18 protein-coding genes are annotated in these 25,046 nt (G+C 64.0%); 9 read left to right on the top strand and 9 right to left on the bottom strand.

Going from position 1 to position 25,046, the window contains the following annotated elements; genetic code table 11:
* Positions 1-9: 9 nt before the first annotated feature.
* The 6 genes from KVP70_RS29650 to KVP70_RS29625 form a co-directional block, all read right to left on the bottom strand.
* Positions 10-1,713, bottom strand: a complete 1,704-nt coding sequence (locus tag KVP70_RS29650) for an asparagine synthetase B family protein (protein WP_217945977.1) — start codon at positions 1,711-1,713, stop codon at positions 10-12.
* The gene (locus KVP70_RS29645) at positions 1,710-3,620 is read right to left on the bottom strand and encodes a methyltransferase (RefSeq protein WP_217945976.1); all 1,911 of its coding nucleotides are present in this window, start codon (positions 3,618-3,620) and stop codon (positions 1,710-1,712) included. The genes KVP70_RS29650 and KVP70_RS29645 overlap by 4 nt, the downstream gene beginning before the upstream one ends.
* On the bottom strand, positions 3,620-4,474 hold the full coding sequence (locus KVP70_RS29640) for a hypothetical protein (protein WP_217945975.1): 855 nt from the start codon (positions 4,472-4,474) through the stop codon (positions 3,620-3,622). The genes KVP70_RS29645 and KVP70_RS29640 overlap by 1 nt, the downstream gene beginning before the upstream one ends.
* Positions 4,475-4,558: 84 nt before the next feature.
* Complete coding sequence (locus KVP70_RS29635; protein WP_217945974.1) at positions 4,559-4,852, bottom strand: hypothetical protein; 294 nt, start codon at positions 4,850-4,852, stop codon at positions 4,559-4,561.
* A 1-nt stretch (position 4,853) separates the two neighbouring features.
* Positions 4,854-5,018, bottom strand: coding sequence for a hypothetical protein (locus KVP70_RS29630; RefSeq protein ID WP_217945973.1), 165 nt, complete (start codon positions 5,016-5,018; stop codon positions 4,854-4,856).
* A gap of 172 nt (positions 5,019-5,190) precedes the next feature.
* The gene (locus KVP70_RS29625) at positions 5,191-5,841 is read right to left on the bottom strand and encodes a class I SAM-dependent methyltransferase (RefSeq protein WP_217945972.1); all 651 of its coding nucleotides are present in this window, start codon (positions 5,839-5,841) and stop codon (positions 5,191-5,193) included.
* Between the two features lie 597 nt (positions 5,842-6,438).
* On the opposite strand from KVP70_RS29625, the gene KVP70_RS29620 reads away from it, so the two are divergent.
* Together KVP70_RS29620 and KVP70_RS29615 are read left to right on the top strand one after the other, a co-directional pair.
* Positions 6,439-6,912 (top strand): MarR family winged helix-turn-helix transcriptional regulator, encoded by a 474-nt coding sequence (locus KVP70_RS29620; protein ID WP_217945971.1) that lies wholly within the window; start codon positions 6,439-6,441, stop codon positions 6,910-6,912.
* An 11-nt stretch (positions 6,913-6,923) separates the two neighbouring features.
* Positions 6,924-7,772 carry a CPBP family intramembrane glutamic endopeptidase gene (locus tag KVP70_RS29615; protein ID WP_229225180.1) on the top strand — a complete coding sequence of 283 codons (849 nt, stop codon included), beginning with the start codon at positions 6,924-6,926 and terminating at the stop codon, positions 7,770-7,772.
* 523 nt (positions 7,773-8,295) lie between these two features.
* Here KVP70_RS29615 and KVP70_RS29610 read toward each other — a convergent pair.
* Positions 8,296-8,814, bottom strand: coding sequence for a transglycosylase SLT domain-containing protein (locus KVP70_RS29610; RefSeq protein ID WP_217945970.1), 519 nt, complete (start codon positions 8,812-8,814; stop codon positions 8,296-8,298).
* A gap of 94 nt (positions 8,815-8,908) precedes the next feature.
* Here KVP70_RS29610 and KVP70_RS29605 point away from each other — a divergent pair, with 94 nt between their 5' ends.
* Positions 8,909-9,787 carry a GNAT family N-acetyltransferase gene (locus KVP70_RS29605; protein ID WP_229225179.1) on the top strand — a complete coding sequence of 293 codons (879 nt, stop codon included), beginning with the start codon at positions 8,909-8,911 and terminating at the stop codon, positions 9,785-9,787.
* A gap of 364 nt (positions 9,788-10,151) precedes the next feature.
* Here the strand turns inward: KVP70_RS29605 and KVP70_RS29600 are convergent, their stop codons facing one another.
* On the bottom strand, positions 10,152-11,732 hold the full coding sequence (locus KVP70_RS29600) for an isocitrate lyase (RefSeq protein ID WP_217945969.1): 1,581 nt from the start codon (positions 11,730-11,732) through the stop codon (positions 10,152-10,154).
* Positions 11,733-12,133: 401 nt separating this feature from the next.
* Here KVP70_RS29600 and KVP70_RS29595 point away from each other — a divergent pair, with 401 nt between their 5' ends.
* Positions 12,134-14,833 carry a phosphocholine-specific phospholipase C gene (locus KVP70_RS29595; protein ID WP_217945968.1) on the top strand — a complete coding sequence of 900 codons (2,700 nt, stop codon included), beginning with the start codon at positions 12,134-12,136 and terminating at the stop codon, positions 14,831-14,833.
* 41 nt (positions 14,834-14,874) lie between these two features.
* Here the strand turns inward: KVP70_RS29595 and KVP70_RS29590 are convergent, their stop codons facing one another.
* Positions 14,875-15,129, bottom strand: coding sequence for a hypothetical protein (locus KVP70_RS29590; protein WP_217945967.1), 255 nt, complete (start codon positions 15,127-15,129; stop codon positions 14,875-14,877).
* Positions 15,130-15,243: 114 nt separating this feature from the next.
* On the opposite strand from KVP70_RS29590, the gene KVP70_RS29585 reads away from it, so the two are divergent.
* The 5 genes from KVP70_RS29585 to KVP70_RS29565 all read left to right on the top strand — a co-directional run bounded on the left by KVP70_RS29585 (position 15,244) and on the right by KVP70_RS29565 (position 25,019).
* Positions 15,244-16,413, top strand: a complete 1,170-nt coding sequence (locus KVP70_RS29585; protein ID WP_217945966.1) for an MFS transporter — start codon at positions 15,244-15,246, stop codon at positions 16,411-16,413.
* A gap of 103 nt (positions 16,414-16,516) precedes the next feature.
* Complete coding sequence (locus KVP70_RS29580; protein ID WP_217945965.1) at positions 16,517-19,861, top strand: GDSL-type esterase/lipase family protein; 3,345 nt, start codon at positions 16,517-16,519, stop codon at positions 19,859-19,861.
* Positions 19,862-19,945: 84 nt separating this feature from the next.
* Positions 19,946-21,172 (top strand): XylR family transcriptional regulator, encoded by a 1,227-nt coding sequence (locus tag KVP70_RS29575; protein WP_217945964.1) that lies wholly within the window; start codon positions 19,946-19,948, stop codon positions 21,170-21,172.
* A 122-nt stretch (positions 21,173-21,294) separates the two neighbouring features.
* Positions 21,295-23,250: a D-xylose 1-dehydrogenase gene (xylB, locus tag KVP70_RS35055; protein ID WP_217945963.1), complete on the top strand. Its 1,956-nt coding sequence runs from the start codon at positions 21,295-21,297 to the stop codon at positions 23,248-23,250.
* Positions 23,247-25,019, top strand: a complete 1,773-nt coding sequence (locus KVP70_RS29565) for an IlvD/Edd family dehydratase (RefSeq protein WP_217945962.1) — start codon at positions 23,247-23,249, stop codon at positions 25,017-25,019. The genes xylB and KVP70_RS29565 overlap by 4 nt, the downstream gene beginning before the upstream one ends.
* The last annotated feature ends 27 nt before the right edge of the window (positions 25,020-25,046 follow it).

Raw genomic sequence — 25,046 nt, 5'->3', positions numbered from 1 at the left:
CCTTGTCGGTCAGCCTTGCGCACTGTACAGGCGGGCCCATGCGCCCAGGCAGTCGATGCGCCACATGCGCAGGATGGTGTACTTGTCCAGCGGCCCCTCGGGTACGGCGGGCGACAACAGCCGTGGCAGGCTGCCGATCGCCTGGCGTACGCCTTCTCGCAGGCGCGCCAGGCCCGGTCCGCCCAGCCAGGCTACCTCGATGTCCAGGTAGCTGGTCTTGTTGTCGTGATGGATGATCGCCTCGGGCACCAAGCCTGCCGCCGCGCGCCGCAAGATGTACTTGGAACGCCCGCCGGAATACTTCATGCCGTCGTTTAAGCCGATGGAATATTCCACCAGGCGATGGTCCATGAAGGGCGACATGGAGACCTGCCCGAATGCGCGGCCCACGTCCCGATTGAAGCGCAGCAGCATTGGCAGCGCGCCTTGCTGCATATGGTGGCGGCACATCTGGCCGAACGAGTCGATGCCTTGGTCCGTCTCGGCGCGGATGCGGCGCGCGGCAGCTGCGCGGATGTCCGAAGGCAGCCAGGCGTAGAGTGCGTCCAGGTTGGCGTCCGGCTCCAGCACTTGCGGTGGCCGCGAGGCGCCGACCATGGCCAGGCCCGGCGGCTTTTCGCCGCGCTGGAAGGCCAACAGGCTCGATTGGAAGACCCTGTACCCGCCCAGTTGCTCGTCCGCGCCCACGCCGTCAAGGGTGGCGGTGACGCCGTCCTCCGCCATACGCTGGCACAAGACCCAGTGCGCCGCGACAATGGAACGCTCATAGGGTTGTTCCAGCGCCGCCAGGATGGCATCCCGGTGGTCGAACAGGTCTGTCGCCGAAATCATGGCTGCGCCGTGCACCGCCCTGGTCTTCGTCAACACGGCATCCACATGGGAACGCAAATCGTGCGCCGCGCTGTCGAAATAGGTCTTGTACGTCGGCATGGGCTCGGTAGGGTTGTGGGCGGCCAGCAGTCCGGCGATCAGCGAACTGTCTATCCCTGCCGACAGCATCAGTGCGGGCCGTTGCCGCGCGTCCGAACGCAGACGCACGGCATCCGCAAGCAGGCTGCGGAACTGCTCGACCGCCTCCGGTTCCGACAGCTGATTGCCGCCCGGCGCCGCCAGGCGGTACCAGTTGCGCAGGTTGGTCCGCCCGCTGGCGGGGTCCCATTCCAGCAGCGTGGCGGCCGGCAGTTGCCGCACGTTGGCAAACATGGTGCGTTCGTCCTGATCGGTAAAGCCGTTGACCAGAAAATCGATCGCGCTGTCGTCGTCGATCCGGCGCGACAAACCCAGAGCGTCGAGCAGCGGCGCCATTCTAGGGCCGAGCGTCAGGCTGCCGTTGCTGGCGTGCCAGTACAAGGTTTGAATGCCGAAGCGGTCGCGCGCGGCGGTCAGGCGGCGGCGCCGCGCATCCCACCAGACGAAAGCGAACATGCCATTGACTTGTTCGAGGGCATCGATACCGAACTCGTCCAGTAGTGACAACAACCGCCGCGCGTCGCTTGTTTGCTGGTGCTGCGCACCGGCTTGCGCAAGCGCTGCGCGGTTGTGGATGGCGCCGGAAAATACCAGCCAGCTGTCGCCCAGTTCGGCCGCCTCGCCGCCGGTGTAACGCAATACCGTGGCGGGGCCGCCGGACCAGACGCTGGCCGGCGGCCCCGCCCATGACGGTGCGCTCCCTTTGCCGGCCCAACACCACGGCCCCGCGTTTTCCATTTTCATGCGAACTCCGGCTTGGTGGCGCAGATCATGTGATATCTGCCGAAGACCGGTTCGGCCCGGCATTCGATAAAGCCGCAATGGCCCAGCATTGCCTCCAGTTCAGCGAACGTATATTGCTTGCCGCGATGGGAGAGCAGCATCGTGACGGAGAAGCACGCGGCGGCCAGGGGACCGTCCTTGCGCGGGTTCAGCAGGACTTCGTACAGCACCACGACGCCGCCCGGTTCCAGCGCATCGAAAGCCTTGCGGGCCAGTGCGGAGCAGGTTGCCGGATCCCAGTTGTGAAAGATGTTGGCGAACAGGATGGCGTCCTGGCCTTCTGGCAAGGGTTCGCGAAGCATGTCACGCGCCAGCGTGCGTATCCGTCCTTCCTGGCCGCTACTGGCGATGCGCTCGGCGGCGATGGCGCACACCGGCTCCCGGTCAAGCAGCGTGCATGACAGCCCCGGATGGCGCGCGGCGATGGCCAGGCACATGGCGCCGCCTCCGCCGCCAACATCGAGCAGGCGCCTGCGCCCTGCGAAGGGGGCGCGCTCTGCCAGAACGGGCGCGGCTGGGCGGGCCAGCGCATCCATCCGCAGGGTAACGTCGCGCAATCCCGCGTGCTGCGCTGGCCCGATGGCGTCGCTGGCCAGCGGCGTGATCGCATCGTGGCCCGGTGCAAACGCCAGCCGCAAAAGTCCTAATGTATCGTCTTCGCGATCGAGCAAGGCTGGCCGGAAGTAAGGGCTTTCAGGCAGCATGTAGTGGCGCGCCTGGGGCGCCAGGGAAAAGCGCCCGTCGTCTCCCGCCTCCAGCAGTCCGAGGGCGGCCACCACCGCCAGCATGGCTTCGGCAGCACGCGCCGAACAGCCGAGAAATTCCGCCACGGCGAGCGCGCCGGCAGGGGCGCGCGCGAGATTGTCGAACAGGCCGCGTTCCAGGGCCAGTTGGGTCATCGGCAAAGCGAGACGGGCGTGCCGCAAGTCGAACAGCAGGGCGTCATCGACCGCGCCGGCGGACTGCGGGGCAGGCGGCACCAGCGGCAGATCTGCGCGTTCGTCCAGCCAGTGCGCATACAAAGGCCTGACGGCCGGCAGCATCGCTTCGAAGTCCAGCCGGGACAGCGTCGGGATGGGCGTCGGACGGCCCGGCATGGCTTGTTCCACCAGGCGCGCCTGGACCGAACCCGGCCGGCGCACTTCCAGGTTGAGCCACCATGGCGCAAAGCGGATCGCCAGCGCGACACGCGGCGCGGCGCTGTGATTTTCCGCGATGGAATGCCACAGCCGGGTGTCATAGATCAGCACGCTGCCGGCGCCGCCCGTCACCTGCTGTTCGTCGGCGTGCACGGCGCTGGCATCGGCGAGGCACTCGGCCGCCGTGGGATTGCGCCCCCAGGCATGCGAGCCGGGCACCACCAGCGTGGCGCCGTTTTCCAGCGTAAAGTCGGTCAGCATGACCAGGCTGCCCAAGTGCAGGATCGTGTCGCCATAGGGGATGGGCAGGTGGGCGGCCACCGTTTGGTTGTATGGCCAGTCGGCGTGCCAGAACTCGCGTTCATTTCCGGGGAAGGTGACAATGCCGAAGTCGCTCGACACGCGCACATAGCCGCCCAGCAGGCCTTGCAGCACGCCCATGTAGCGCGGGTCGCACAGGAAGGATGCGTGCGGACCGATACGCGGCACGATATTTTCAGCCTTGGACAACAAGCGATTGCGGGCCGGATCGGCGCTGCCGATGCTGGTGCGCGTCCATCCCTCGCGCTCGCGTGTCTGGCGCCGTTCCTCGCTCAGCACAATTGCCCGGATCGCGATCACATCTTCTTCGGACAGCAGCTTGGGCAGCACGCACCAGCCTTGCTGGCGGATCAGCCCTGCCATCTGCGCCGGTTCGCGCTGGGCGTCCGAGATCGGGGGGCGGGCCATTACATTTCCAGCAGATCGGGGAAGCGGCCCTGGCCGTAGGCGCGGATGGCGCCCTCCGTATGGTCTACCGTGATGGCGTTGAAGGTCGCCAGGCGGCTGGAATACAGGCCGGCGATCAGGTCGGCATCGCCGTCGCGCGCCCACTGCTCCATCAACAGCGCGGTATAGCCGATGTGGCGAAGCTCGTCGTCGGCGAGCGCTTCGAGCGTGCCGCGAACCAGCTTTCGGCCAGAGTCCGGCGCGAGGTTGAACACAATCGGCGCGAACAGGTGCATATGCAGTCGCGTACGAATTTCGCCGATGTTCATCTGCACCAGATGGTCGATCAGGTGGTGCTCGGGCACGCTGGCGCGCGAGGACAGTTCCGGCACGCCCAGCGGGGGCAGGGTCGATTCCCGCACTGCCAGCTCGGCGGGCGCAATGCATCCCGGCGTCATGGCGTTGGCCATGCGCAGGAACATCCGCGCATGGCGTGCCTCATCCTGCGCGTGGCGCAGCACCTGGTCGGCCATGTCGTTGTTGTAGTCGATGCTTCGCCACAGGTCGAACAGCTTCAGGGCGCCTTCGCCTTCGCCGGTACTGCTGGCGGCAATGACGTTTTCCAGATAACCGCGCACCGTGGTGGAGCAATGCCAGAAGAATTCCGCGTAACGCTTGCGCATGAATACAGGCTGGACGTTATCGACCGCTTGGGTCAGGCATCGGGTGTAATGCGGCAGGTCGTCATTGACGAGCTCTCTTACCGCCTCCAGCAATTCCGCGGTGGCATGATCCGAATAGACCGTGCCGGTGTAGTGCCTGCAGGCGGCGTCGGACAGGTGCTCTTTTTCCATACTCACTTGCAGCTTCGGCATCGGATTCTTCTCCCAGTAAAAGCGATGGAAACCCGGGTGCTTCAGGTGCGCACTGCGCCTGTGTCAAACCCCCGGGCCTGCCTGCTAGCGCTGACTACGCAACTTGTTCATATGGGCGTTGAAGGTGGAGACCTCGGCGAGCTGGACCTGGGTATCGGTGGCCTCTGCAATCGCATTGGCGCCCTTGGTGGCTTCAGCGTGGCTGGCCGCCTGCACGAAGTCGATCGTGGTGTCGCTGCCGATCTTGTAGCTGGACAAAATCTCGAACGTCGGCGTGGTTGCGCGGTAGGCCTCGCGTGCGGCGTTTTCCTTGCCGAGAAATTCGGTGCTTTCCAGCAAGCCGGCGGGGTATTTCGTGGTGAGCATGAAGGTGTGCATGTCAGCTCCTTTTTGCCGGTGCCACGACGGGGGTGTGGCAGGAGACGAACGCCGCATTCCAGGGCCGGTAGGATGTTTCGATACCCGCCGATTGCGCCGACGCCTTGAGTAGCTGGGATTTAATGTCAAGCGACGTATCAAATTTCAAGGTTTTATTCAATTTCATTTGAGGCCTCCATTAATTAAAGAATGAACGCCCGCGCCGAATGCGATGATTCGTCCGTTGGGAATTCAAGCTTAGAATAGCACAATATTAATTATGGTTTTTGTCAAATCTCATATTAATATTTACTTAGTTTATGCAATGAGAGATTTGGTGAGTATCAAAAACAAACTATTTAAAATATAGTTATTCGGGCGAGGAAATGGCCGTTGTCTGCTTTATATAGCAACTCCATCGCCAAACCTGCCTTGATGCAATGTTCGGCCAGCAGCCCGGGCGACAAATGCAGCCACTCGAAGGGTGGCCCTTCCTCCCCGGCGTAGGAAATCGTGTAGACGTGCTGTCCGGGCGAGCGGCCAGCCGCCTGGTTGGCGCGGCCGTATTCGTAGCGGACAGGATCGTTGCTCGCCAGAATGTCGACGGAATCGCATAGCAGCTGTCCGCCGTCCTGCAGCATCGCTGGCAGGCGCAGCAGGAAGTCGTCCAGGCGGGCGGGCGTGCCAGTCATGCCTATGCCGTTCATCAGCATGAGCACCGTGTCAAAACGCTCCCCGGTGCTGGCGAGCGCATCGGCCGTGACGACGTGGTCCAGGCCGCGCGCCGTCAAGAGTTCGGCCAGTGCCGGGTCGATGTCGACCGCGACCACGTCGAGGCCTCGCGCGCGCAATGTGACGGCATGGCGTCCCGCGCCCGCCCCGGCGTCCAGAACCTTTCCACTGCACCGGGACAAGGCCATGTTCTCCCAGTCCGTAAAGTCACTGCCTTCATAGAGGCGACTGACCGGAATGGAGCTTGCCACGCCGTCATTCCTGGTCATGGTGAGCATGGCGGCCCGATTCCCGTCGTGATAAGAAAATAGTGCCTTGGCGTAAGGTGACATATTTCTCCGTGGCCCTGTTCCGCTGACGGAACTGTCGATGATGTATACAAAAATAACAGTAATTTACCTTAGGTTGCTAGCGGCAAATTGCACAAATAATCACATTTGCATTTTTACGTCAGCTTATATTTTGCAAGCGTCCAGCGGGCGATATTTGCCGTAGTTGACTTTGGCTGTTGATTTGCCATGGGCAATATTTTCTTGATGTGACTATGTGTGAAATTCATGGTGTGTTGCCGAATATATAATTTCAGCTGAGGGTGTCGAGTTTAATTCAGGTTTAGTAATTTCAATTGCGAGGAGAGTTAATTATTCAGGTGTCGAGAAAATGGAAAAAATGAGTCCTGACCTGGTTTTCGGCGGTGTCCGGGTCGAAGTCATCGGGGTCGTGTATAGCGACTAAAAATTGCGGCATGGTTTTCTCCCTTGTCTAGAACGGTCTTCATTCTCACGACGAACGGCAGGGTTGGGTTCGACAAAACGAACCAAACTATTTTCAAAAATTTATATAAGTGCTTATGCAATTGGTGCTACTATCGCCACATGAAACAAGGACTCGGAACCCAACTCAGACATCTGATCGAACTGCTCGACGGCGCGGTGCAGCAAGCCTATGCCGACGCGGGCCTCGATTACCGGCCGCGCTACACCCCGGTGATGAAGGTATTGGCGCAGCAGAAAACGGCGACCGTCGGCGAGCTGGCCGAACTGGCCGGCATCACGCAGCCTGCGGCCACGCAAACGGTGGCGCTGATGAAGAAGGAAGGCCTGCTGCTGGTGGCTGCCAGCGACGACGATGGACGGCAGCGCGTGGTGCGACTCAGCAAGCAGGGCCAGGCCTTGTTGCCGCACTTGCAGGCGTGCTGGCAGGCCACCAAGCATGCGGCAGACAGCCTGGATGCGGAGCTGGCGTTTCCATTGTCCGAGTGTCTGGCTCAAGCCATCGCCGTGCTGGAACAACGCTCGTTCGGCGATCGCATTCGCGCAGCAAGCAAGAAAGTACGTCTAACTCCCTGAAGAAAGCGATTATGGAAACTACTCTGAACATGGCAACGAACAAACCGACCCTGGCCTCGCGCCTGATGGCCCATCCCGTGGTGCGCATTGTGCTCGGCCTGGTGCTGACGTTTGCCGCAATGCCGTTGACGATGATCGTCGCCGCGCAACTGGTCGCCAAGCCGTACCGCGTCGCGTGGCCGCAGTTGTTGGCTGCTGTGTTCGTATGGTTCGGGTATCGCTTTTATGTACGCCGGATTGAAAAACGCCAACCGACTGAACTGGCGACGCAGGGCATGGCGCGTGAAGTGGGCGTTGGCTTGCTGATCGGCGCGGGGCTGGTGCTGTCCAGCTTTGCTGTGTTGGCTGTGCTTGGCGCTTACCGGTTCGGCGGCGTCAACGCGCCGAGCTTTGCGATGCTGTTGCCGCTGGCCGAGCTGGTGTTGGTGGGGATGGCCGAGGAGATGATGTTCCGCGGCGTGATCTTTGGCGTGATCGAACGCTCGCTGGGCAGCAAACCTGCCGTCGTGATTTCGGCGTTGCTGTTCAGTCTGGGCCATTTGCCGAATGAGGGTGTCTCGGTACTGGCGATCGCCTCGCTTGCCGCGTATGGCGTGTTGCAGGCGGCGCTCCACATGAAGACGCGTCGCTTGTGGATCTGCATCGGTACTCACATCGCATGGAACTACTGCGTCAGTACTGTGTTCTCGTCGACCGTCTCGGGCCACGCGGCCACCGATGGCTTGCTGCGCGGCGAGCTGGTGGGCGATGCCTTGTTGACCGGCGGCGTATTCGGTGTGGAGGCTTCGCTGATCGTCGTGGTGTTGATTGCCGCCGCCGCCGCGTTCTGGTTGCGCAGGGCCTTTGCCGGTAAGGCTTGAGTTCGCAAGTCCACCACTTCAAATCCCGTCGGCGATGGAAGCTGATTGATGCCGTCCGTCCGGTCCAGATCGGTTCGGCCTGGCACGTGGTGATACGCGGCATATTTGGAGCTGGTCTCGCCGTAACCGTATGTCGGGATAATCACGATGATCTCGTGCGCGCTCAGATACAGCCACTGTGGACGGTTTTTTTCGGCAAAGTCCATACGCTCGGGCACGCCTGATTCCGGGCGATAGGTGAGCACAAAGCCCTGCAGGAAGTTGGCGGTGAATGCGCCCAATACGACCAGCGCACGGATTTTCTTGCCGACGCATTCAGCCAGGACCGCCGAACCCCTGGACTGTTCTGGTTCACCGAACAGCGGCGTGCGCTTGCCGTTCTGCCGCAGGTAGTAGATATGCGTGTCCGCCATTGGGTAGTCCCTGACAATGGCGACGCGCGTTCCAATGTCGCAAGCCCTGATCAACTCGGCTGCATGCGGCGTTGATGTCGGCAATGCCAGCAGCAAGCCGATGGTCAACCTCATTGGACCATGTCCCACAGGATCTGCATGGAGTTTGGGCTTGCGGCCAGCTTGTCTGCGGCCGCCTGGATCTTGCTGAAGTACAGTCCGTTCCGGATGCCGCGATAGTCCTTGAAGGCCTCGACGATGGGGAATTTCGCGCCGGCCGCCGTGTTTTTCTTAATCAACGCTTGCAGATATGCGGTGCCGGTTCGGATGTTGGTGGCTTCGTCGACAAACTCCGGGCTGTCGTGGAAGGCGTCGGCTTCGCGATAGAGTTCGGTCTCCGGGCGGCGCTCCCTGGGTGCCTTGGCGAGATTGGCCAGGCGCGCCAGTTCGCGAACCGGGGCTTTCAGCAATTGCATGAGTCCCCTGGCCGAGCTGCCTTGAGCGTGGGCGTTTTTGTCGAATCGTGATTCCATGTAGATCTGGCAGATGATGATGTCGCTGCTGAGCGAGGATTGATTGTTGGCCTCGACGAGCTTGCGGATGTCGCGCAGCCTGGTCGAGTCGACGATTTCTTCGGTGGGATGTTCCATGACAAATTCTCCCGTAGCAGGCGCTAGTGATACATTATTGTTTGGATGTGGGGGCGCGATTTGAGCCAGCGCAGGAATCGATGGCGCGCTAGAATTGCATGTCGCCGATCGGGAGCTGAACATGGTTGCATCACCGCTGGAAATACGTCAGATGAGCGAGGCTGAACTTGAGGTCGTGCTGGGCTGGGCGGAGGCCGAGGGCTGGAATCCCGGCCTGCATGATGCCGCATGTTTTTATGCCGCCGACCCTGGAGGATTCCTGGTCGGGGTGATGGATGGTGAGCTGGTCGCGAGTATTTTTGCGGTCAAGTATGGCGATAGTTTTGGCTTCATCGGCGGCTACATCGTCAAGCCGGCCTGGCGCGGCCGTGGGCATGGTTGGGCGTTGTGGCAGGCTGCGATGGCGCGGCTGGCCGGCCGCAACGTCGGGCTCGACGGCGTGCTGGCGCAGCAGGCCAACTATGCCAGGTCTGGCTTCCGGCTCGCGCACCGCAATTTCCGATACGAAGGGCGGGGGACTGGGCGGCCGATGGATGCGTGCCCTGCGATACCGCTTTCCGCGCTGGGTGATGAGGAAATCCGTCGCTACGATCGCAGCTTCTTTCCCGAGGAGCGCGACCGCTTCCTGCGCGAATGGGTAGGGCAGCGGCAGCATATCGCGCTTGGCATCGTGGGGGCGCAGGGGCTGGCTGGCTACGCGGTGGCGCGGCCGTGTCGCACGGGTTACAAGGTTGGCCCGTTGTTTGCCGATACGCCGGCCGTGGCGGAGCAATTGTTTGCGAGCGTGCTGGGCAAGCTGGCGCCGGAGGTGCCGGTGTTTCTTGATGTGCCTGAACTGAACCCGGCTGCCGTTGCGTTGGCCGAGCGTCATCAGATGCAGCGCTGCTTTGAGACTGCGCGCATGTACACGCAAAAGGCGCTTGCCATCAGCATGGACAGGCAGTACGGCATCACTAGTTTCGAACTGGGCTGAGTAGGCGTTTTACCCGTTTCGCATTCCCAATCTACTAAGCACTACGGCCGCTAGATAGGAACGGCAGGGACGGCAGGGTCAGTTCCGGCATCGTGCCCCGCAGCGGCCATGGCGCGATGCCGGAACTGACCCCGTCCCCTGAGGGCTGCGACCAGCCGACGGCGCTTTGCATCCATTGGGACGAGTGGCAGGGCTGATGGCTCGGGCGTGGCGGAAAGGCTTGGGTGCTCGACAATGTTTTTCAGAGTAGCCATGCTGGTCTCCCATCTGTTCGCTCATTACCAGTGGAGCGCATTCCTGCCTGAGGTTTCACCAATAAGAAAAGCTCGCCGAAGCGAGCTTTCTTGTGACACCGGAACCTTGATTAGAACTGGTTCATCGTGTTGTCTTTACCGGCGGCCTTCAGGGCTGCTTCGCCGCTGAAGTAATCTTTGTGGTCGTCGCCGATGTCCGAGCCGGACATGTTCTGGTGCTTGACGCAAGCGATGCCTTGACGGATCTCTTTGCGCTGTACGCCAGCCACGTAGCCCAGCATGCCCTGGTCGCCGAAGTATTCCTTGGCCAGGTTGTCGGTCGACAGCGCAGCGGTGTGGTAGGTCGGCAGCGTGATCAGGTGATGGAAGATGCCGGCTTCGCGGGCTGCGTCAGCCTGGAAGGTGCGGATCTTTTCATCGGCGGTGATCGCCAGTTCGGTCGTGTCGTATTCCACGCTCATCAGCTGGGCGCGCTCGTAGGCCGATACATCCTTGCCTGCGGCCTTCATCGCGTCGTACACCTGCTGGCGGAAGTTCAGCGTCCAGTTGAACGATGGGCTGTTGTTGTACACCAGCTTGGCGTTCGGGATGACCTTGCGGATTTCGCTGACCATGCCGCCGATCTGGGCGATATGCGGTTTTTCGGTTTCGATCCACAGCAGGTCGGCGCCGTTTTGCAGCGAGGTGATGCTGTCGAGTACGCAGCGCGCTTCACCGGTGTCGGCGCGGAACTGGAACAGGTTGCTTGGCAGGCGCTTAGGACGCAGCAGCTTGCCTTCGCGTTTGATGATGACGTCGCCGTTGCCCAGCGCGTCGGCCGACACTTCTTCGCAATCGAGGAAGGCGTTGTACTGGTCGCCCAGGTCGCCTGGCGTGTTGGTCACGGCGATCTGCTTGGTCAGGCCTGCGCCCAGCGAGTCGGTACGGGCGACGATGATGCCGTCGTCCACGCCCAGTTCCAGGAAGGCGTAGCGGATCGCGCGGATCTTGGCCAGGAAGTCTTCGTGCGGCACGGTGACCTTGCCGTCCTGGTGACCGCATTGCTTCTCGTCCGACACCTGGTTCTCAACCTGGATGCAGCAGGCGCCGGCTTCGATGAATTGCTTGGCCAGCAGGTAGGTCGCTTCGGCGTTGCCGAAACCGGCGTCGATGTCGGCGATGATAGGCACGACGTGGGTGACGTGGTTGTCGATCTGCGACTGGATCGCTGCCTTGGCAGGACCTTCGGCGGCGTCCAGCTGGCGGAACAGGCCGCCCAGTTCGCGGGCGTCGGCCTGGCGCAGGAAGGTGTACAGCTCTTTGATCAGCGCCGAGACGGCGGTCTTTTCGTGCATCGACTGGTCAGGCAGCGGGCCGAACTCGGAGCGCAGCGCGGCAACCATCCAGCCCGACAGGTAGAGGTAGCGGCGGTCGGTGCTGTTGAAGTGCTTCTTGATCGAGATCATCTTCTGCTGACCGATGAAACCGTGCCAGCAACCCAGCGACTGGGTGTACTTGGATGGGTCCGCATCGTAGGCGGCCATGTCGGCGCGCATGATCTTGGCGGTGTACTTGGCGATGTCCAGGCCGGTCTTGAATTTGTTCTGCGCGCGCATGCGGGCGGCCGACTCGGGATTGATGGCGTTCCAGGCGCTGCCTTGTTGCTCTTTCAAACCAGCAACTGCCTTGATGTCGTCTTGATATTGGGACATGTGTATCTCCTAAAAATAAAGCAAGTTTGAGAAAATCGTCGAGTGAGCCGCTGCGTCTTTGTTGAAGCAAACTGCATGACTAAATAGTAGGCCATCCTGGTGCACTGCATCAAGGTCTTATATAAGACATATAACTAAATTTAATCTCTTATTTTTCAATGACTTGAGTATTGATTTTCGGGATGTGAAACGAATTTTCAAAAGGTGAGCTAAAAGCGTCGTCACGATTTCGACCGGAATTTTGCAATGTGAAACGAGTTTTCAGCTATTGAGCTGGCGGGGCTATCGGCGATGTCAGCAACATTGAGCGCCGCTTAATGAATTTTTATCAGCTATGTGCAACCACGTTGTCATATTTGCTCGTTATCCTTACCGCTCCCTTGCATATGAGAGCCCAGCCGATGACCATCAGCCGCCGCAAATTCCTCCGCTACGCCGCCGGCGCCGGCGCGACCGCCACCTCCATGTTCCCCGACCTGATCCGTCAGGCGCTGGCCGTGCCCGCCAATAACGTCACCGGCACCCTGGCCGACGTCGAACATGTGGTCATCTTCATGCAGGAGAACCGGTCCTTCGACCATTACTTCGGCACCTTGCCGGGCGTGCGCGGCTTCGACGATCCGCGCGCCATCGACCTGCCGGACGGCCGCCCGGTCTGGTACCAGCCGGACGGCACCGGCGGCTATGTGCTGCCCTTCCATTTCGACGCCAAGAACACCAGCGCGCTGTCGGTCGGCACCAACCACTCGTGGAAGGGCTCGCAAGCCACCTGGCAGGGCTGGGACGCCTGGGTCAAGCAAAAGACTCCGCAGACGATGGGCTATTTCGACCGCGGCGACCTGCCGTTCTACTACGCGCTGGCCGACGCCTTCACCATCTGCGACGCCTATCACTGCTCGATCTTCGGCGCCACCGATCCCAACCGCATGTACTCGCTCACCGGCAGCAACCAGAGCTGGCTGGGCTCGATGGGCAGCCTGTACAACATCAGCGCGGCCGGCTACTACAATGGCGACCCGGCCGGGGACAACGTCAGCGCCGGCGTCACCGCCAGCGCGCCCAACTGGCGCACCTACGCCGAAGTGCTGGAGGCGAACCAGGTCAGCTGGAAGGTGTATCAGGAATGGGACAACTACGGCGATAACTACCTGGCCTACTTCAAGAACTTCCGTGTCAACCCCGACGGCAGCCATCTGAGCCCCAACGCGCCCTTGTACCAGAAGGCGCGCACGCTGGCGCCCGGTTCCACCGCCGCCAACTCCACCGGCACCACCGGCGACTGGCTGGTCAACGCCTTCGCCGACGACGTGCGCAACAATCGCCTGCCGCAAGTGTCGTGGATTTGCTCGCCGAACGATTACACCGAACACGCGCCCAACTCGCCCAACGCCGGCGAGAACATCACGGCGCGCCTGCTGGCCGCGCTGGTGGCCAATCCGGAAGTCTGGTCCAAGACCGTGTTCCTGTTGATGTACGACGAAAACGACGGTTTCTTCGACCACGTGCCGCCGGACATCGCGCCGCTCAACGACGGCATGGGCAAGACCACGCTGGCCGACATCGGCGCGCATGAAAACTATCAGGGCGTGCCGGTGGGCCTGGGACCGCGCGTGCCGATGCTGGTGATTTCGCCGTGGAGCAAGGGCGGCCGCGTGTGCTCGCAACTGTTCGACCACACCTCCAAGATCCGCTTCCTGGAAGAGTGGCTGGTGGCGGGGCGCGGCAAGGCGCGCGCCAACGTGCAGTGCGACCTGATCTCGCCGTGGCGCCGCGCCGTGTGCGGCGACCTGACCTCGGCCTTCGATTTCAGCGCGCCCAACAGCAGCTGGCCGGCCAGCGTGCCGAAGACGGCGGCCTACCAGCGCGTCTCCGGCAAGCCGTATCCGACGCCGCCGCTGGTGCAATCCTTGCCGAGGCAGGAGCCCAGCACCAGCGCGCCCGGCCCGCGCATCGCCTGCGCGCTGCCGTATGAATTGTCGGTGCAGGGCCGCTTGGCCGGCGCCAGGCAGTTTGAGCTGAGCTTCGCCAACAGCGGCCAGGCCGGCGCGGCCTTCATCGTGTACTCCAGCCTGCGCGGCGACGGCCCGTGGTACTACACGGTGGAAGCGGACAAGGAAATCGCCCACGAAACGTGGAACTGGACCGGCGCTGCCTACGACCTCAGCGTGCACGGCGCGAATGGCTATCTGCGCCAGTTCAAAGGCGCGCTGGCCATCGCCGGCGGCGCGCGGCCGGAACTGCAAACCCGCTATGACCGCAGCAACGGCGACCTCAGCCTGGTGCTGTCCAACCTGGAAGGCACGCAGGCGTGCAGCTTCACCGTCACCGACAACGCCTACGGCGCGGCGGTGGCCAGCTACAGCGTGGCCGCCGGCCAGACCCTGTCGGTGCCTTGCAATCTGTCCGGCAGTTTCGGCTGGTACGATTTCAGCGTCACCAGCAACGCCGATGCGCAATGGCTGCGCCGCGCCGCCGGCCACGTGGAAACCGGACGCGCCAGCCACACCGATCCGATGATAGGCAGCAATCGCGTCAAGATCTTTCTCAACACCGGCACGCCCAATGTGACGCGCGGCGCTGCCGCCGTGTTCGGCTACACGGCGCCGCCGGGCAAGATCGATGCGAAGAACTGGATCGGCCTGTACGCGGCCGGCACCTCGCCCGGCAAGGGCAACGCGGTGCAGTGGGCGTATGCGCCCAACTTCAGCGGCAGCGTGTCGCTCAACACCGGCACGCTGGCGGTGGGCGAGTACAGCGCCTGGTATCTGTACCAGAACGGGTTTGTGGCGCTGGGCGGCCCGGTCGCGGTCAGCGTGAACCAGCTGGCCGCTTCGGCCGGCAGCGTCAAGCAGGGCGTGGCGATCGACTTCAACTATGCGCTGCCGGCGGCCAAGGCCAACAGCACCAACTGGATCGGCATCTGGAAGGCGGGCGCGGCGCCGGCCGGCGGTGGCTACATCGCCTGGCAATACGTCACCGCCGCCAGCGGCAGCGCCAGCTTCGACACCAGCAAACTTGCCCCCGGCAACTACAGCGCGTGGTGCCTCTACAACGACGGCTACGCCATCCTGGCTGGTCCCGCCAACTTCAGCGTCGCCTGACCGCGCCGACGCCCATCCGAGGTCGCGAGAGGCCGCCGCCGCTAGGCGCGTCCCGTCGGGCCGGCCTTGATCGAGGCCACGATATCCTGCGCCGCCACTTCCGCGGCTGCGCAGGCCGAGGCCGCGTCCTCGAACTGTTGTATCACCGCCACCCGGTGTTTGCGGCGCACGTTCAGGCGATGCATGGGCGTGGCCGACGGCGCGAACACGGCCACATAGGCGCCCCACAGCTTGCAGCCCTCCAGCCGTTCCGCTGATATCTCCACTTCATAGTCGTCGATGTACTTGGTCGGCACGGCTACCTCCCTGATGGCTGGCGTCACGCTACCAATGTACGCGCTCCGGACCGGTAATGTCGCGCAGTTTCTGCAATCCTTTACAATCGCGGCACTGCTGTCACAAATACAACGATGAACAATACCCAGAATGTCCGCCGGCGCTCGCTGATCGCCGCTTGCAGCGCCCATGCCATTCATGACGGCCTGACCGATGTGATCTACGTGCTGCTGCCGATCTGGCAAGCGCAATTTGCCATCAGCCTGGCGATGGTGGGCCTGCTGCGCGGCGCCTACTCGGGCATGATGGCGGGCTTCCAGCTGCTGGCCAGCCGCATGGCCAGGCGCTGGGGGCGCGAGCGCATGCTGATCGGCGGCACCGCGCTGGCCGGCATCGCCTACCTGATCGCCGGCCTGGCCGGCGGCATGACGGTGCTGCTGATCTCCCTGTTGCTGGGCGGCCTGGGCGCCAGCACCCAGCATCCACTGGCCTCGTCCATCGTCACCGACACGCACGAGGCGGGCGGCGGCGTGAAGGAAGCGCTGGCGCAATACAACTTTGCCGGCGACATCGGCAAGACGCTGGTGCCGGGCGTGGTCGGCCTGTTGCTGGTGGTGGTGAGCTGGCAAGCCAGCGTGACCCTGATCGGCTGCCTGGGCCTGGCGGCGGCCGCGCTGCTGTGGTGGCTGTTGCCGACGGCGGCCGAGTCGGCGCGCCACCAGGCGGCGTCGGCCAAGGTGGCGGGCGGCAAGGGCTCGGCCAGCGGGCTGCGCGCGCTGATCGCGACCGGCGTGCTCGACAGCGCGGTGCGCATGGGCTTCCTGACCTTCTTGCCGTTCCTGTTGCAGAACAAGGGCGCCGGCAGCGCCGGCATCGGCATCGCCTTGTCGCTGCTGTTTGTCGGCGGCGCCTTCGGCAAGCTGCTGTGCGGCTACCTGGGCGCGCGCATCGGCATGATGAAGACGGTGTGGATCACCGAGTCCGCCACGGCGCTGCTGATGCTGCTGTCGGTGTGGTTGCCGCTGGTGGCGATGATGGCCATGCTGCCCTTGCTGGGCCTGGCGCTGAACGGCACCTCGTCGGTGTTGTACGGCACCGTGCCCGAGCTGGCCGGCGCGGGCAAGCGCGAGCAGGCGTTTGCGCGCTTCTATACCGGCACCATCGGCGGCGGCGCGCTGGCGCCGGTGCTGTTCGGACGCCTGGGCGATGTGGCCGGCGTGCCGGTCGCGGTGATGGCGCTGGCGGCGCTGCTGTTGTTGACGCTGCCGTTGTCCTACCGCGTGCAAAGCTCGCTGGACAGCTGAAACGCCGCCAATATCATTGGCCGCCTTGGTGAATTTCGTAATTGCGGCGTGCGGGGGGAGCTTGCAGAATGTACGCACAAGAATTCAAGTGAGACATCCCCCCATGAAATTGACCCGCTGGCGCCTGGCCTTATCCCTGCTCGCCCTGTCGGCATCCGCGCTGGCGGCGCCGATCCCCGACCTGGCGATCTACGCCGGCCATCCGCCGCCATCCTGGCACATCACCGTCGCGGACCCCGACACCCACGTGACCATGGACGGCGCCAGCGCCGCCACGCCGGCGTCGGTCAAGGAACCGAAGCGCCGCGTCGGCGCCCGCCGGGCCGGCAAGGCTGTGAGCCTGCGCTTCAAGGACAGCTGGTACGCCGGCCTGCGCGTGGAGGGCGGCAAGCCGGTCGATCTGCGGCCTTATCTGGCGCATGGCGTGCTGGCGCTGGATGTCAACGTCGCGGAGATGTCGAAAGGCGGCATCAGCTTTGCTCTCGGCTGCGGCGAGCAGTGCAGCCGCAGCGTGTCTTATGTGCTGCCGGCGCGCGCAGACGCCGGCAAGGGCTGGCGGCATGTGGTGTTCCCTGTGAGCTGCTTTGTGCACGAGGGCGACGATCTGAGCGCCGTCGCGCAGCCGTTCAAGCTCGACGCCACCGGCAGCGGCGAGGTGTCGGTGGCCAATATCCGCTACCAGGCCAGCGGCGAGCCCAACACTGCCTGCCCGGACTACAAGACCGTGTCGGTCACGCCGGACAAGCTGAACGAATCCTGGTCTATCGACTGGTGGACCCCGCGCCACGAGCAGAAACTGGCCGAGGCGCGGGCGCTGGGCAAATCGGCCGAAGTGGTGTTCATCGGCGATTCGATCACCGAGGGCTGGGAGAAGCGTGGCGCGCCGGTCTGGGAACGCCACTACAAGCCGCTGAACGGCTTGGCGCTGGGCTTCGGCGGCGACCGCACCGAGAACGTGCTGTGGCGCCTGCTGCACGGCGAGGTGGACGGCCTTGCGCCCAAGGTCGCGGTGCTGATGTTCGGCACCAATAACACCGGCCATCGCCAGGAGGACCCGTGCACCACCGCCGCCGGCATCCAGCGCAATATCGATGAGCTGCGCCGACGTTTGCCCGACACCAAGATCCTGCTGCTGGCGATCTTCCCGCGCGGCGAGAAGCCGGACGACCAGCTCCGCCAGATCAATGAAAAGGTCAACGCCATCATTGCCGGCTTTGCCGACCAGCGGCATGTTTTCTACCTCGACATCAACCAGGCTTTCCTGGCGGCGGATGGCACGCTGTCGAAGGACATCATGCCCGACCTGCTGCACCCGAACCAGCAGGGCTACGAAATCTGGGCCAAGGCCATGGCGCCGACCCTGAAGAAGCTGATGGCCGGCGGTCCGGCCTATGCGTGGGACAACGTCGCCATCGGCGGCAGCGGTTTTGTCTCCGGCATCGTCACCAGCAAGACCGAGCGGGGTCTGGTCTACCTGCGCACCGACGTCGGCGGCGCCTACCGCTGGGATGGCGCCGGCCGGCGCTGGATACCGTTGCTGGACTGGGTATCCGACCAGGAGACCGGCCTGTTGGGCGTGGAGTCGATCGCCATCGATCCTGGCGCGCCGGGCAGGGTGTATCTGTCGGCCGGCATCAGCTACCTGAACGGCGGGGCCAGCGCGATCCTGAAATCGAACGACTATGGCCGCAGCTTCACCAGGATCGACGTGAGCAAGCAGTTCAAGGTACACGGCAACGGCATGGGACGCGGCAATGGCGAGAAGCTGCAAGTGGACCCTGCCAACGGCAAGATTCTCTACATCGGCACGCGCGCCAACGGCATGTTCAAGAGCGTGGACGAGGGCCTGAGCTGGCAGCACCTGGACGGCCTGCCGGTGGCGGCCACGCCCAACCAGAACGGCATCAGTTTCGTCGTGCTGGACCCGGCCAGCGCGGCCGGCGGCGCCACGCAGCGCATCTTCGCCGGCGTGTCGCGCTATGGTTCGGTGGGCGCCAATCTGTATCTGTCCGGCGACGGCGGCAAGCGCTTCACCGCCTTGAGCGGCGGGCCCACCGCGCTGATGCCGCAGCGCGCGGTGCTGGCCAAGGGCAGCCTGGTGGTGGTCTACGCCAAGGGCGCCGGCCCGTGGGGCGACGTGGCGCACGGCGAAGGCATGGAGCAGGGCGCGGTGTGGAAGTACGATATCGCCGCCCGCAAGTGGAGCGACATCTCGCCACCGCTGAACCGCGCCTATGCCGGCATCACCGTCGATCCGGGCAGCCAGGACCGCATGATCGTGTCCACCATCGACTACTACCAGCAGCCCGGCGCCATGGGCGACAAGTTCTTTGAAACGCTGGACGGCGGCAAGAGCTGGAAAAGCATCGTCGACCAGGGCGTGCGGATCGATCCCAACGGCGTGAGCTGGATAGCGGGCAGCTTCATCCACTGGACCGCCAGCATCGAGTTCGATCCCTTCGATACCCGCAGCGTAATGGTCGTGTCGGGCAACGGCATTTTTAAAACAGACGACATCCACGCCGCGCCGGCGGTGTGGAAGTTCGAGGATGCGGGGCTGGAGGAATCGGTGCCGCTCAATTTGGTCAGCATTCCCGGCGGCCCGGTCGTTTCGGCCATCGGCGATTACGACGGCTTCCGTCACACCGACGTGAGCAAGTACGCGCCCATCCACACACCAACCATGGGCACCACCTGGGGTCTGGATTTTGCCGCCGCCAAGCCGAATGTGCTGGCGCGCGTGGGCAGCGCGATGTATGTGTCGCGCGACCTGGGCCTGAGCTGGAAAAAGACCGCCAGCATCAAAGGCCAGCAGGGGCAGCTGGCGCTGAGCGCGGACGGCAAGGTGATCGTGCATAGTCCGGGCAAATCGTCCACCAGCTATTACTCCACCGACGGCGGTGACAGCTGGAACGCCGTCATGGGCCTGAACGGTGCGCGCCCGGTGGCCGATCCGGTCAACGCCAGCAAGTTCTACGCGCTGAGCGGCGCCACCATGCTGGTCAGCACCGACGCAGGCGCCAGCTTCGCGCCGGCAGGCGGCCTGGCCAGCGCCAAGGGCTCGACCGTGGTGCGCGCCGCGCCCGGCCGGGAGGGCGATGTCTGGGTCGCGCTGTATGACGGCGGCCTGGCCCGTTCCACCGATGCCGGCGCTTCATTCGCCAAGCTGGCCAATGTCGGCTACGCGGCGGCGGTGGGCTTCGGCAAGGCAGCGCCGGGCGCAAGCTATCCGGCGGTGTACATCTGGGGCTCGGTGGACGGCGTGCGCGGCGTGTTCCGCTCGATCGACAGCGGCGCCAGCTGGCTGCGGATTAATGACGATAATCATCAATACGGCGGGCCGGGCGATGCCCAATTCGTTATCGGAGATGCCAATACCTACGGGGTGGTGTATATGAGCACGGCGGGTCGCGGCATAGTGACTGGCAAGCCGATTGTCTCCAATTAGGGACGGGTTCGCCTTTTTCATCGGAACAGGATCGGAAACATGCCACAATACTTGGTGCCGAGATTGAGGTCGTTGAAAATGTCGATGAAGTCCCACCGTATTGCGTTGCTGTTCAACGCAAACAAGATTTTTGACCGCGAGGTGATTGCCGGTATCGCCGCTCACCTGAGTAGTACCCGCGCCTCCTGGGATTTGTTCCTGGAGGAAGACTTCCGCCTGCGCCTGCCCGGCATCGAGCACTGGCAGGGTGACGGCATCATCGCCGATTTCGACGATCCCGCCGTGGCGGCCGCCTTGAGCCGCAGCCGCATCCCGGTGGTGGCGGTGGGCGGCTCCTACGCCGACGACAGCAGCTATCCGGACGCCGTGCCCTACGTCGCCACCGACAACTTCAAACTGATCAAGATGGCCCACGATCACCTGATCGAGGCCGGCCTGCGCAATTTTGCGATGTTCAGCCTGCCGGAAGCGCGGGAGAACCGCTGGGCGCAGGAGCGCGAGACCGCGTTCCGCACGCTGATGCGCAAGGACAAGATGGAGCCGCAGATCTACCGCGGCCTGGGCACCAGCGCGCCGTCCTGGGACGAGGCGGTGGAGCAGCAGATCAAGTGGCTGCACAGCCTGCCCAAGCCGGTCGGCATCATCGCCGTCACCGACGCCCGCGCGCGCCAGCTGCTGCAGGCCTGCATCATGGCCGGCATCGAGGTGCCGGAGCAGGTGGCGCTGATCGGCATCGACAACGATCCGCTGGCGCGCATGCTGACGCGCATTCCGCTCAGCTCCGTGATCCAGGGCGCGCAGGAGATGGGCCGCACCGCCGCCCACCTGCTGGACCAGATGCTGCACGGCGTGCGCCTGGGCGGCACGCGCATCCTGGTGCCGCCGGTCGGCATCAACGTGCTGACCTCGACCCGCCACGAAGCGCCCAAGCACCCGCACGTGATGCGGGCGCGCCACTTCATCCGCCAGTACGCCTGCCAGGGCATCAAGACCCACCAGGTGGCCGAATACGTGGGCATTTCGCGCTCGTCGCTGGAATCCTACTTCCGCCAGGAGCTCGATTGCAGCGTGCACGACGTGATCCTGCGCTTCAAGCTCGATGCCGCCACCGAGATCCTGGCGCGCGGGGAGCGCAGCATCGCCGACGTGGCGCTCAGCTGCGGCTTCACGTCGGTGCAGTACATGCACGCGGTGTTCAAGCGGGAGCTGGGTTGCACGCCACGCGCCTACCAGGACCGCGCCATGCTGGGTTGCGCCGATGAGAAATCCGCCGACGGCGCCGCCGTGCCCGAACTGCGCAGCGTCGCCTGAGCGGCGGGCGCGTAAAACATGACCGTGATTGGTGAGTTTCATAATTGCCGTCACTGGGGAATCGGGTCAAAATCCTCCACGCAGTTTGCTTGCCAGCTTGGAGAGAGACCTTGGAAAATAAGATGAAAACGATGCTGCCCGACGATATCGAACGGGCAGTTCTGGTGGGCCGCGTCTGGCGCAATGGCGTCATCGACGGGCCTTGCGTGGTCGCCGTCCGCAACGGCGAGGTGTTCGACATCACCGGCCACGCCCCCACCATGTCCGACCTGCTGGAGCGCGACGATGTCCTCGACATCGCCCGCAGCGCACCCGGCGAGTCGCTGGGCAGCGTGCAGCAGCTGATGGCGCATGCGCTGGAAAGCACCACCGCCGCCGGCGCTCATATCGGTATGCCCCGCCTGCTGGCGCCGTGCGATCTGCAAGCGATCAAGGCCTGCGGCGTCACCTTCGCCGTCAGCCTGCTGGAGCGCGTGATCGAAGAGCAGGCCGGTGGCGACGCCTCCCGCGCCAACGTCCTGCGCGGAGAGATCCAGGCCATCATCGGCTCCGACCTGTCGGCCATCCGTCCCGGCTCGCCGGAAGCGGCGCGGCTGAAGGCGGACCTGATCGAGCGCGGCCTCTGGTCGCCGTACATGGAAGTGGGCATCGGCCCGGACGCCGAGGTGTTCTCCAAGTCGCAGCCCATGTCGGCGGTGGGGCAGGGCGCGGATGTCGGCCTGCATCCCGATTCGAAATGGAACAACCCGGAGCCGGAGATTGTCCTGGCCGTCAACAGCCAGGCGCGCGTGCTGGGCGCCACGCTGGGCAACGACGTCAACCTGCGTGACATCGAAGGCCGCAGCGCGCTCTTGCTGGGCAAGGCCAAGGACAACAACGGCTCCTGCGCCATCGGCCCGTTCATCCGCCTGTTCGACGAGCACTTCACCATCGACACCATCCGCAACGCGGAACTGAGCATGCTGATCGAAGGCATGGACGACGGCTTCCACCTGGCCGGCGCCAGCCGCATGCGCGAAATCAGCCGCGATCCGCTCGACCTGGTGAGCCAGGTCTGCGGCCGTCATCATCAATACCCGGACGGCTTCATGCTCTTCCTCGGCACGATGTTCTCGCCGATCAAGGACCGCGACACGGCCGGCGGCGGCTTCACGCACCACCTGGGCGATCGCGTCAGCATCTCGACGCCGTCGCTGGGCACCTTGGTCAACCATGTGCAGCGTAGCGACACGATCACGCCGTGGACCTTTGGCGTGCGCGCCTTGCTGGCACGGGCGCGCGGCGCGGCCTCGGCGCGCGCCGTGCCGGCCCTGCAGACCAGGGTGCAGCAGGCGATCTATCCCAGCCTGGCCGGCAAGCGCGTGGTCATCACCGGCGGCGGCAGCGGCATCGGCGCCGGCATGGTGGAGGCGTTTGCGCAGCAGGGCGCGCAGGTGCACTTCCTCGACATCGCCGAAGAAGACTCGCTGGCGCTGCAAGGCCGCTTGTCGACCCAGGCGGTACCGCCGACCTTCGTGCGCTGCGACCTGACCAATCTCGATGCGGTGGCTGCGGCCTTCGAGCGTATCGGTTCTGTCGATGTACTGATCAACAACGCCGCCAACGACGACCGCCACAAGCTGGCCGACGTCAGCCCGGAATATTGGGACGAGCGCATGGCCGTCAACCTGCGGCACCAGTACTTCTGCGCCAAGGCTGTCGCCGTCGGCATGCAGCAGCGCGGCGGCGGTGTGATCCTGAACTTCGGTTCGATCTCATGGCACCTGGCGCTGCCGGAGCTGACCCTGTACATGACGGCCAAAGCCGCCATCGAGGGCATGACGCGCGGCCTGGCGCGCGACCTCGGTCCGCACAACGTCCGCGTCAACTGCATCATCCCCGGCGCAGTGCGCACGCCGCGCCAGGAAGCCCTGTGGCACACGCCGGAAGAGGAAGCGCGCATCCTGGCCGGCCAATGCCTGCCGCAGCGCGTGCAGGTGGATGACGTGGCCGCGCTGGCGCTGTTCCTGGCCTCCGACAACGCCGGCCGCTGCACCGGGCGCGATTACTTCGTCGACGCGGGCTGGTACGGCGCATGAGTACCGCACGCCGCTACCGTTCGCAGGATTGGTTCGACAATCCCGAACACATCGACATGACGGCGCTGTACCTGGAGCGCTTCATGAACTACGGGATCACGCCGGAGGAACTGCGATCCGGCCGCCCCATCATCGGCATCGCGCAGAGCGGCAGCGACATCAGCCCCTGCAACCGCATCCATCTGGAGCTGGCCAAGCGCGTGCGCGACGGCATCCGCGATGCGGGCGGTATCGCGATGGAATTTCCACTGCATCCGATCTTTGAGAACTGCCGCCGTCCGACCGCCGCCATCGACCGCAACCTGGCCTACCTCGGGCTGGTGGAAATCCTGCACGGCTACCCGATCGACGCCGTGGTGCTGACCACCGGCTGCGACAAGACCACGCCGGCGCAGCTGATGGCCGCATCGACGGTGGACATCCCCGCCATCGTGCTGTCCGGCGGGCCGATGCTGGATGGCTGGTTCGAAGGCGAACTGGCGGGTTCCGGCACCGCGATCTGGAAAGGCCGCCGCCAGCTGGCCGCCGGTGAGATCGACAACGAAAAATTCCTGCAGATCGCCGCCGCCTCGGCGCCGTCTGCGGGGCACTGCAACACCATGGGCACCGCCTCCACCATGAACGCGATGGCCGAAGCGTTGGGCATGTCGCTGACCGGCTGCTCGGCGATCCCGGCGCCGTACCGCGAACGGGGTCAGATGGCGTATGAAACCGGCCGGCGCATCGTCGAGATGGCGCGGCTCGATATCAAGCCGTCCAGCATCTTGAGCCGCGAGGCGTTCCTCGATGCGATCGTGGTCAACGCCGCCATCGGCGGCTCCACCAATGCGCAGCAGCACATCATGGCGATGGCGCGCCACGCCGGCGTCGAGCTGCACTCGAGCGACTGGATGGAGTACGGCCATGCCGTGCCGCTGCTGCTGAACATGCAGCCGGCCGGCAAATTCCTCGGCGAGCGCTTTCACCGCGCCGGCGGCGTGCCGGCCGTCATGTGGGAGCTGGAGCAGCAGGGCATGCTGCGTTCGGACCGGCCCACCGTCACCGGCCGCAGCATGCGCGACAACCTGGCCGGCCGCGAGACGCATGACCGCGAGGTGATCTTTGCCTTCGACCAGCCGCTGAAGAAGGATGCGGGCTTCTTTGTCCTGAGGGGCAATCTGTTCGACTTCGCCATCATGAAGACCAGCGTGATCTCGGACGCCTTCCGCGCCCGCTATCTGAGCACGCCGGGCAGCGAGAACATCTTCGAGAGCCGCGCCATCGTGTTCGACGGTTCCGGCGATTACCACGCCCGCATCAACGATCCGGCGCTGAATATCGACGAGGACTGCATGCTGGTGATACGCGGCGCCGGCCCGATAGGCTGGCCCGGTTCGGCCGAAGTGGTCAACATGCAGCCGCCCGATGCGTTGGTCAAACGCGGCATCAATGCGCTGCCGACGCTGGGAGACGGGCGCCAGTCCGGCACCTCGGACAGCCCGTCGATACTGAACGCATCGCCGGAGAGCGCGGTTGGCGGCGGCCTTGCCTGGCTGCGTACCGGCGACCGTATCCGCGTCGACCTGAACGCCGGCCGTTGCGATGTGCAGGTCGACCCGGTGGAGTGGGAGGAGCGCAAGAAGGACGGTATTCCGGCCATCCCTGCCAGCCAGACTCCATGGCAGGAAATCTATCGCAGCACCGTCGGACAAATGGAAAACGGCGCTTGCATGGAACTGGCTGTACCATATCGCGGAGTGGCCAATAACCAGGCGCGCCATAACCACTAGTTGGACAAAGATCCACCGAACAAACAG

Origin of the sequence: Duganella violaceipulchra, assembly GCF_019166075.1 — a bacterium.
GTDB classification, from domain to species: Bacteria; Pseudomonadota; Gammaproteobacteria; order Burkholderiales; family Burkholderiaceae_D; genus Rugamonas; species Rugamonas violaceipulchra.
This window is presented reverse-complemented; position numbering and strand designations above follow the sequence as displayed.

Excerpts from the sequence above, each read along its gene's own strand:
- KVP70_RS29650 (WP_217945977.1), bottom strand. The coding sequence starts at position 1,713 with ATGAAAATGGAAAACGCGGGGCCGTGGTGTTGGGCCGGCAAAGGGAGC.
- KVP70_RS29645 (WP_217945976.1), bottom strand. The coding sequence starts at position 3,620 with ATGGCCCGCCCCCCGATCTCGGACGCCCAGCGCGAACCGGCGCAGATG.
- KVP70_RS29640 (WP_217945975.1), bottom strand. The coding sequence starts at position 4,474 with ATGCCGAAGCTGCAAGTGAGTATGGAAAAAGAGCACCTGTCCGACGCC.
- KVP70_RS29635 (WP_217945974.1), bottom strand. The coding sequence starts at position 4,852 with ATGCACACCTTCATGCTCACCACGAAATACCCCGCCGGCTTGCTGGAA.
- KVP70_RS29630 (WP_217945973.1), bottom strand. The coding sequence starts at position 5,018 with ATGAAATTGAATAAAACCTTGAAATTTGATACGTCGCTTGACATTAAA.
- KVP70_RS29625 (WP_217945972.1), bottom strand. The coding sequence starts at position 5,841 with ATGCTCACCATGACCAGGAATGACGGCGTGGCAAGCTCCATTCCGGTC.
- KVP70_RS29620 (WP_217945971.1), top strand. The coding sequence starts at position 6,439 with ATGAAACAAGGACTCGGAACCCAACTCAGACATCTGATCGAACTGCTC.
- KVP70_RS29615 (WP_229225180.1), top strand. The coding sequence starts at position 6,924 with ATGGAAACTACTCTGAACATGGCAACGAACAAACCGACCCTGGCCTCG.
- KVP70_RS29610 (WP_217945970.1), bottom strand. The coding sequence starts at position 8,814 with ATGGAACATCCCACCGAAGAAATCGTCGACTCGACCAGGCTGCGCGAC.
- KVP70_RS29600 (WP_217945969.1), bottom strand. The coding sequence starts at position 11,732 with ATGTCCCAATATCAAGACGACATCAAGGCAGTTGCTGGTTTGAAAGAG.
- KVP70_RS29595 (WP_217945968.1), top strand. The coding sequence starts at position 12,134 with ATGACCATCAGCCGCCGCAAATTCCTCCGCTACGCCGCCGGCGCCGGC.
- KVP70_RS29585 (WP_217945966.1), top strand. The coding sequence starts at position 15,244 with ATGAACAATACCCAGAATGTCCGCCGGCGCTCGCTGATCGCCGCTTGC.
- KVP70_RS29580 (WP_217945965.1), top strand. The coding sequence starts at position 16,517 with ATGAAATTGACCCGCTGGCGCCTGGCCTTATCCCTGCTCGCCCTGTCG.
- KVP70_RS29575 (WP_217945964.1), top strand. The coding sequence starts at position 19,946 with ATGAAGTCCCACCGTATTGCGTTGCTGTTCAACGCAAACAAGATTTTT.
- xylB (WP_217945963.1), top strand. The coding sequence starts at position 21,295 with ATGAAAACGATGCTGCCCGACGATATCGAACGGGCAGTTCTGGTGGGC.
- KVP70_RS29565 (WP_217945962.1), top strand. The coding sequence starts at position 23,247 with ATGAGTACCGCACGCCGCTACCGTTCGCAGGATTGGTTCGACAATCCC.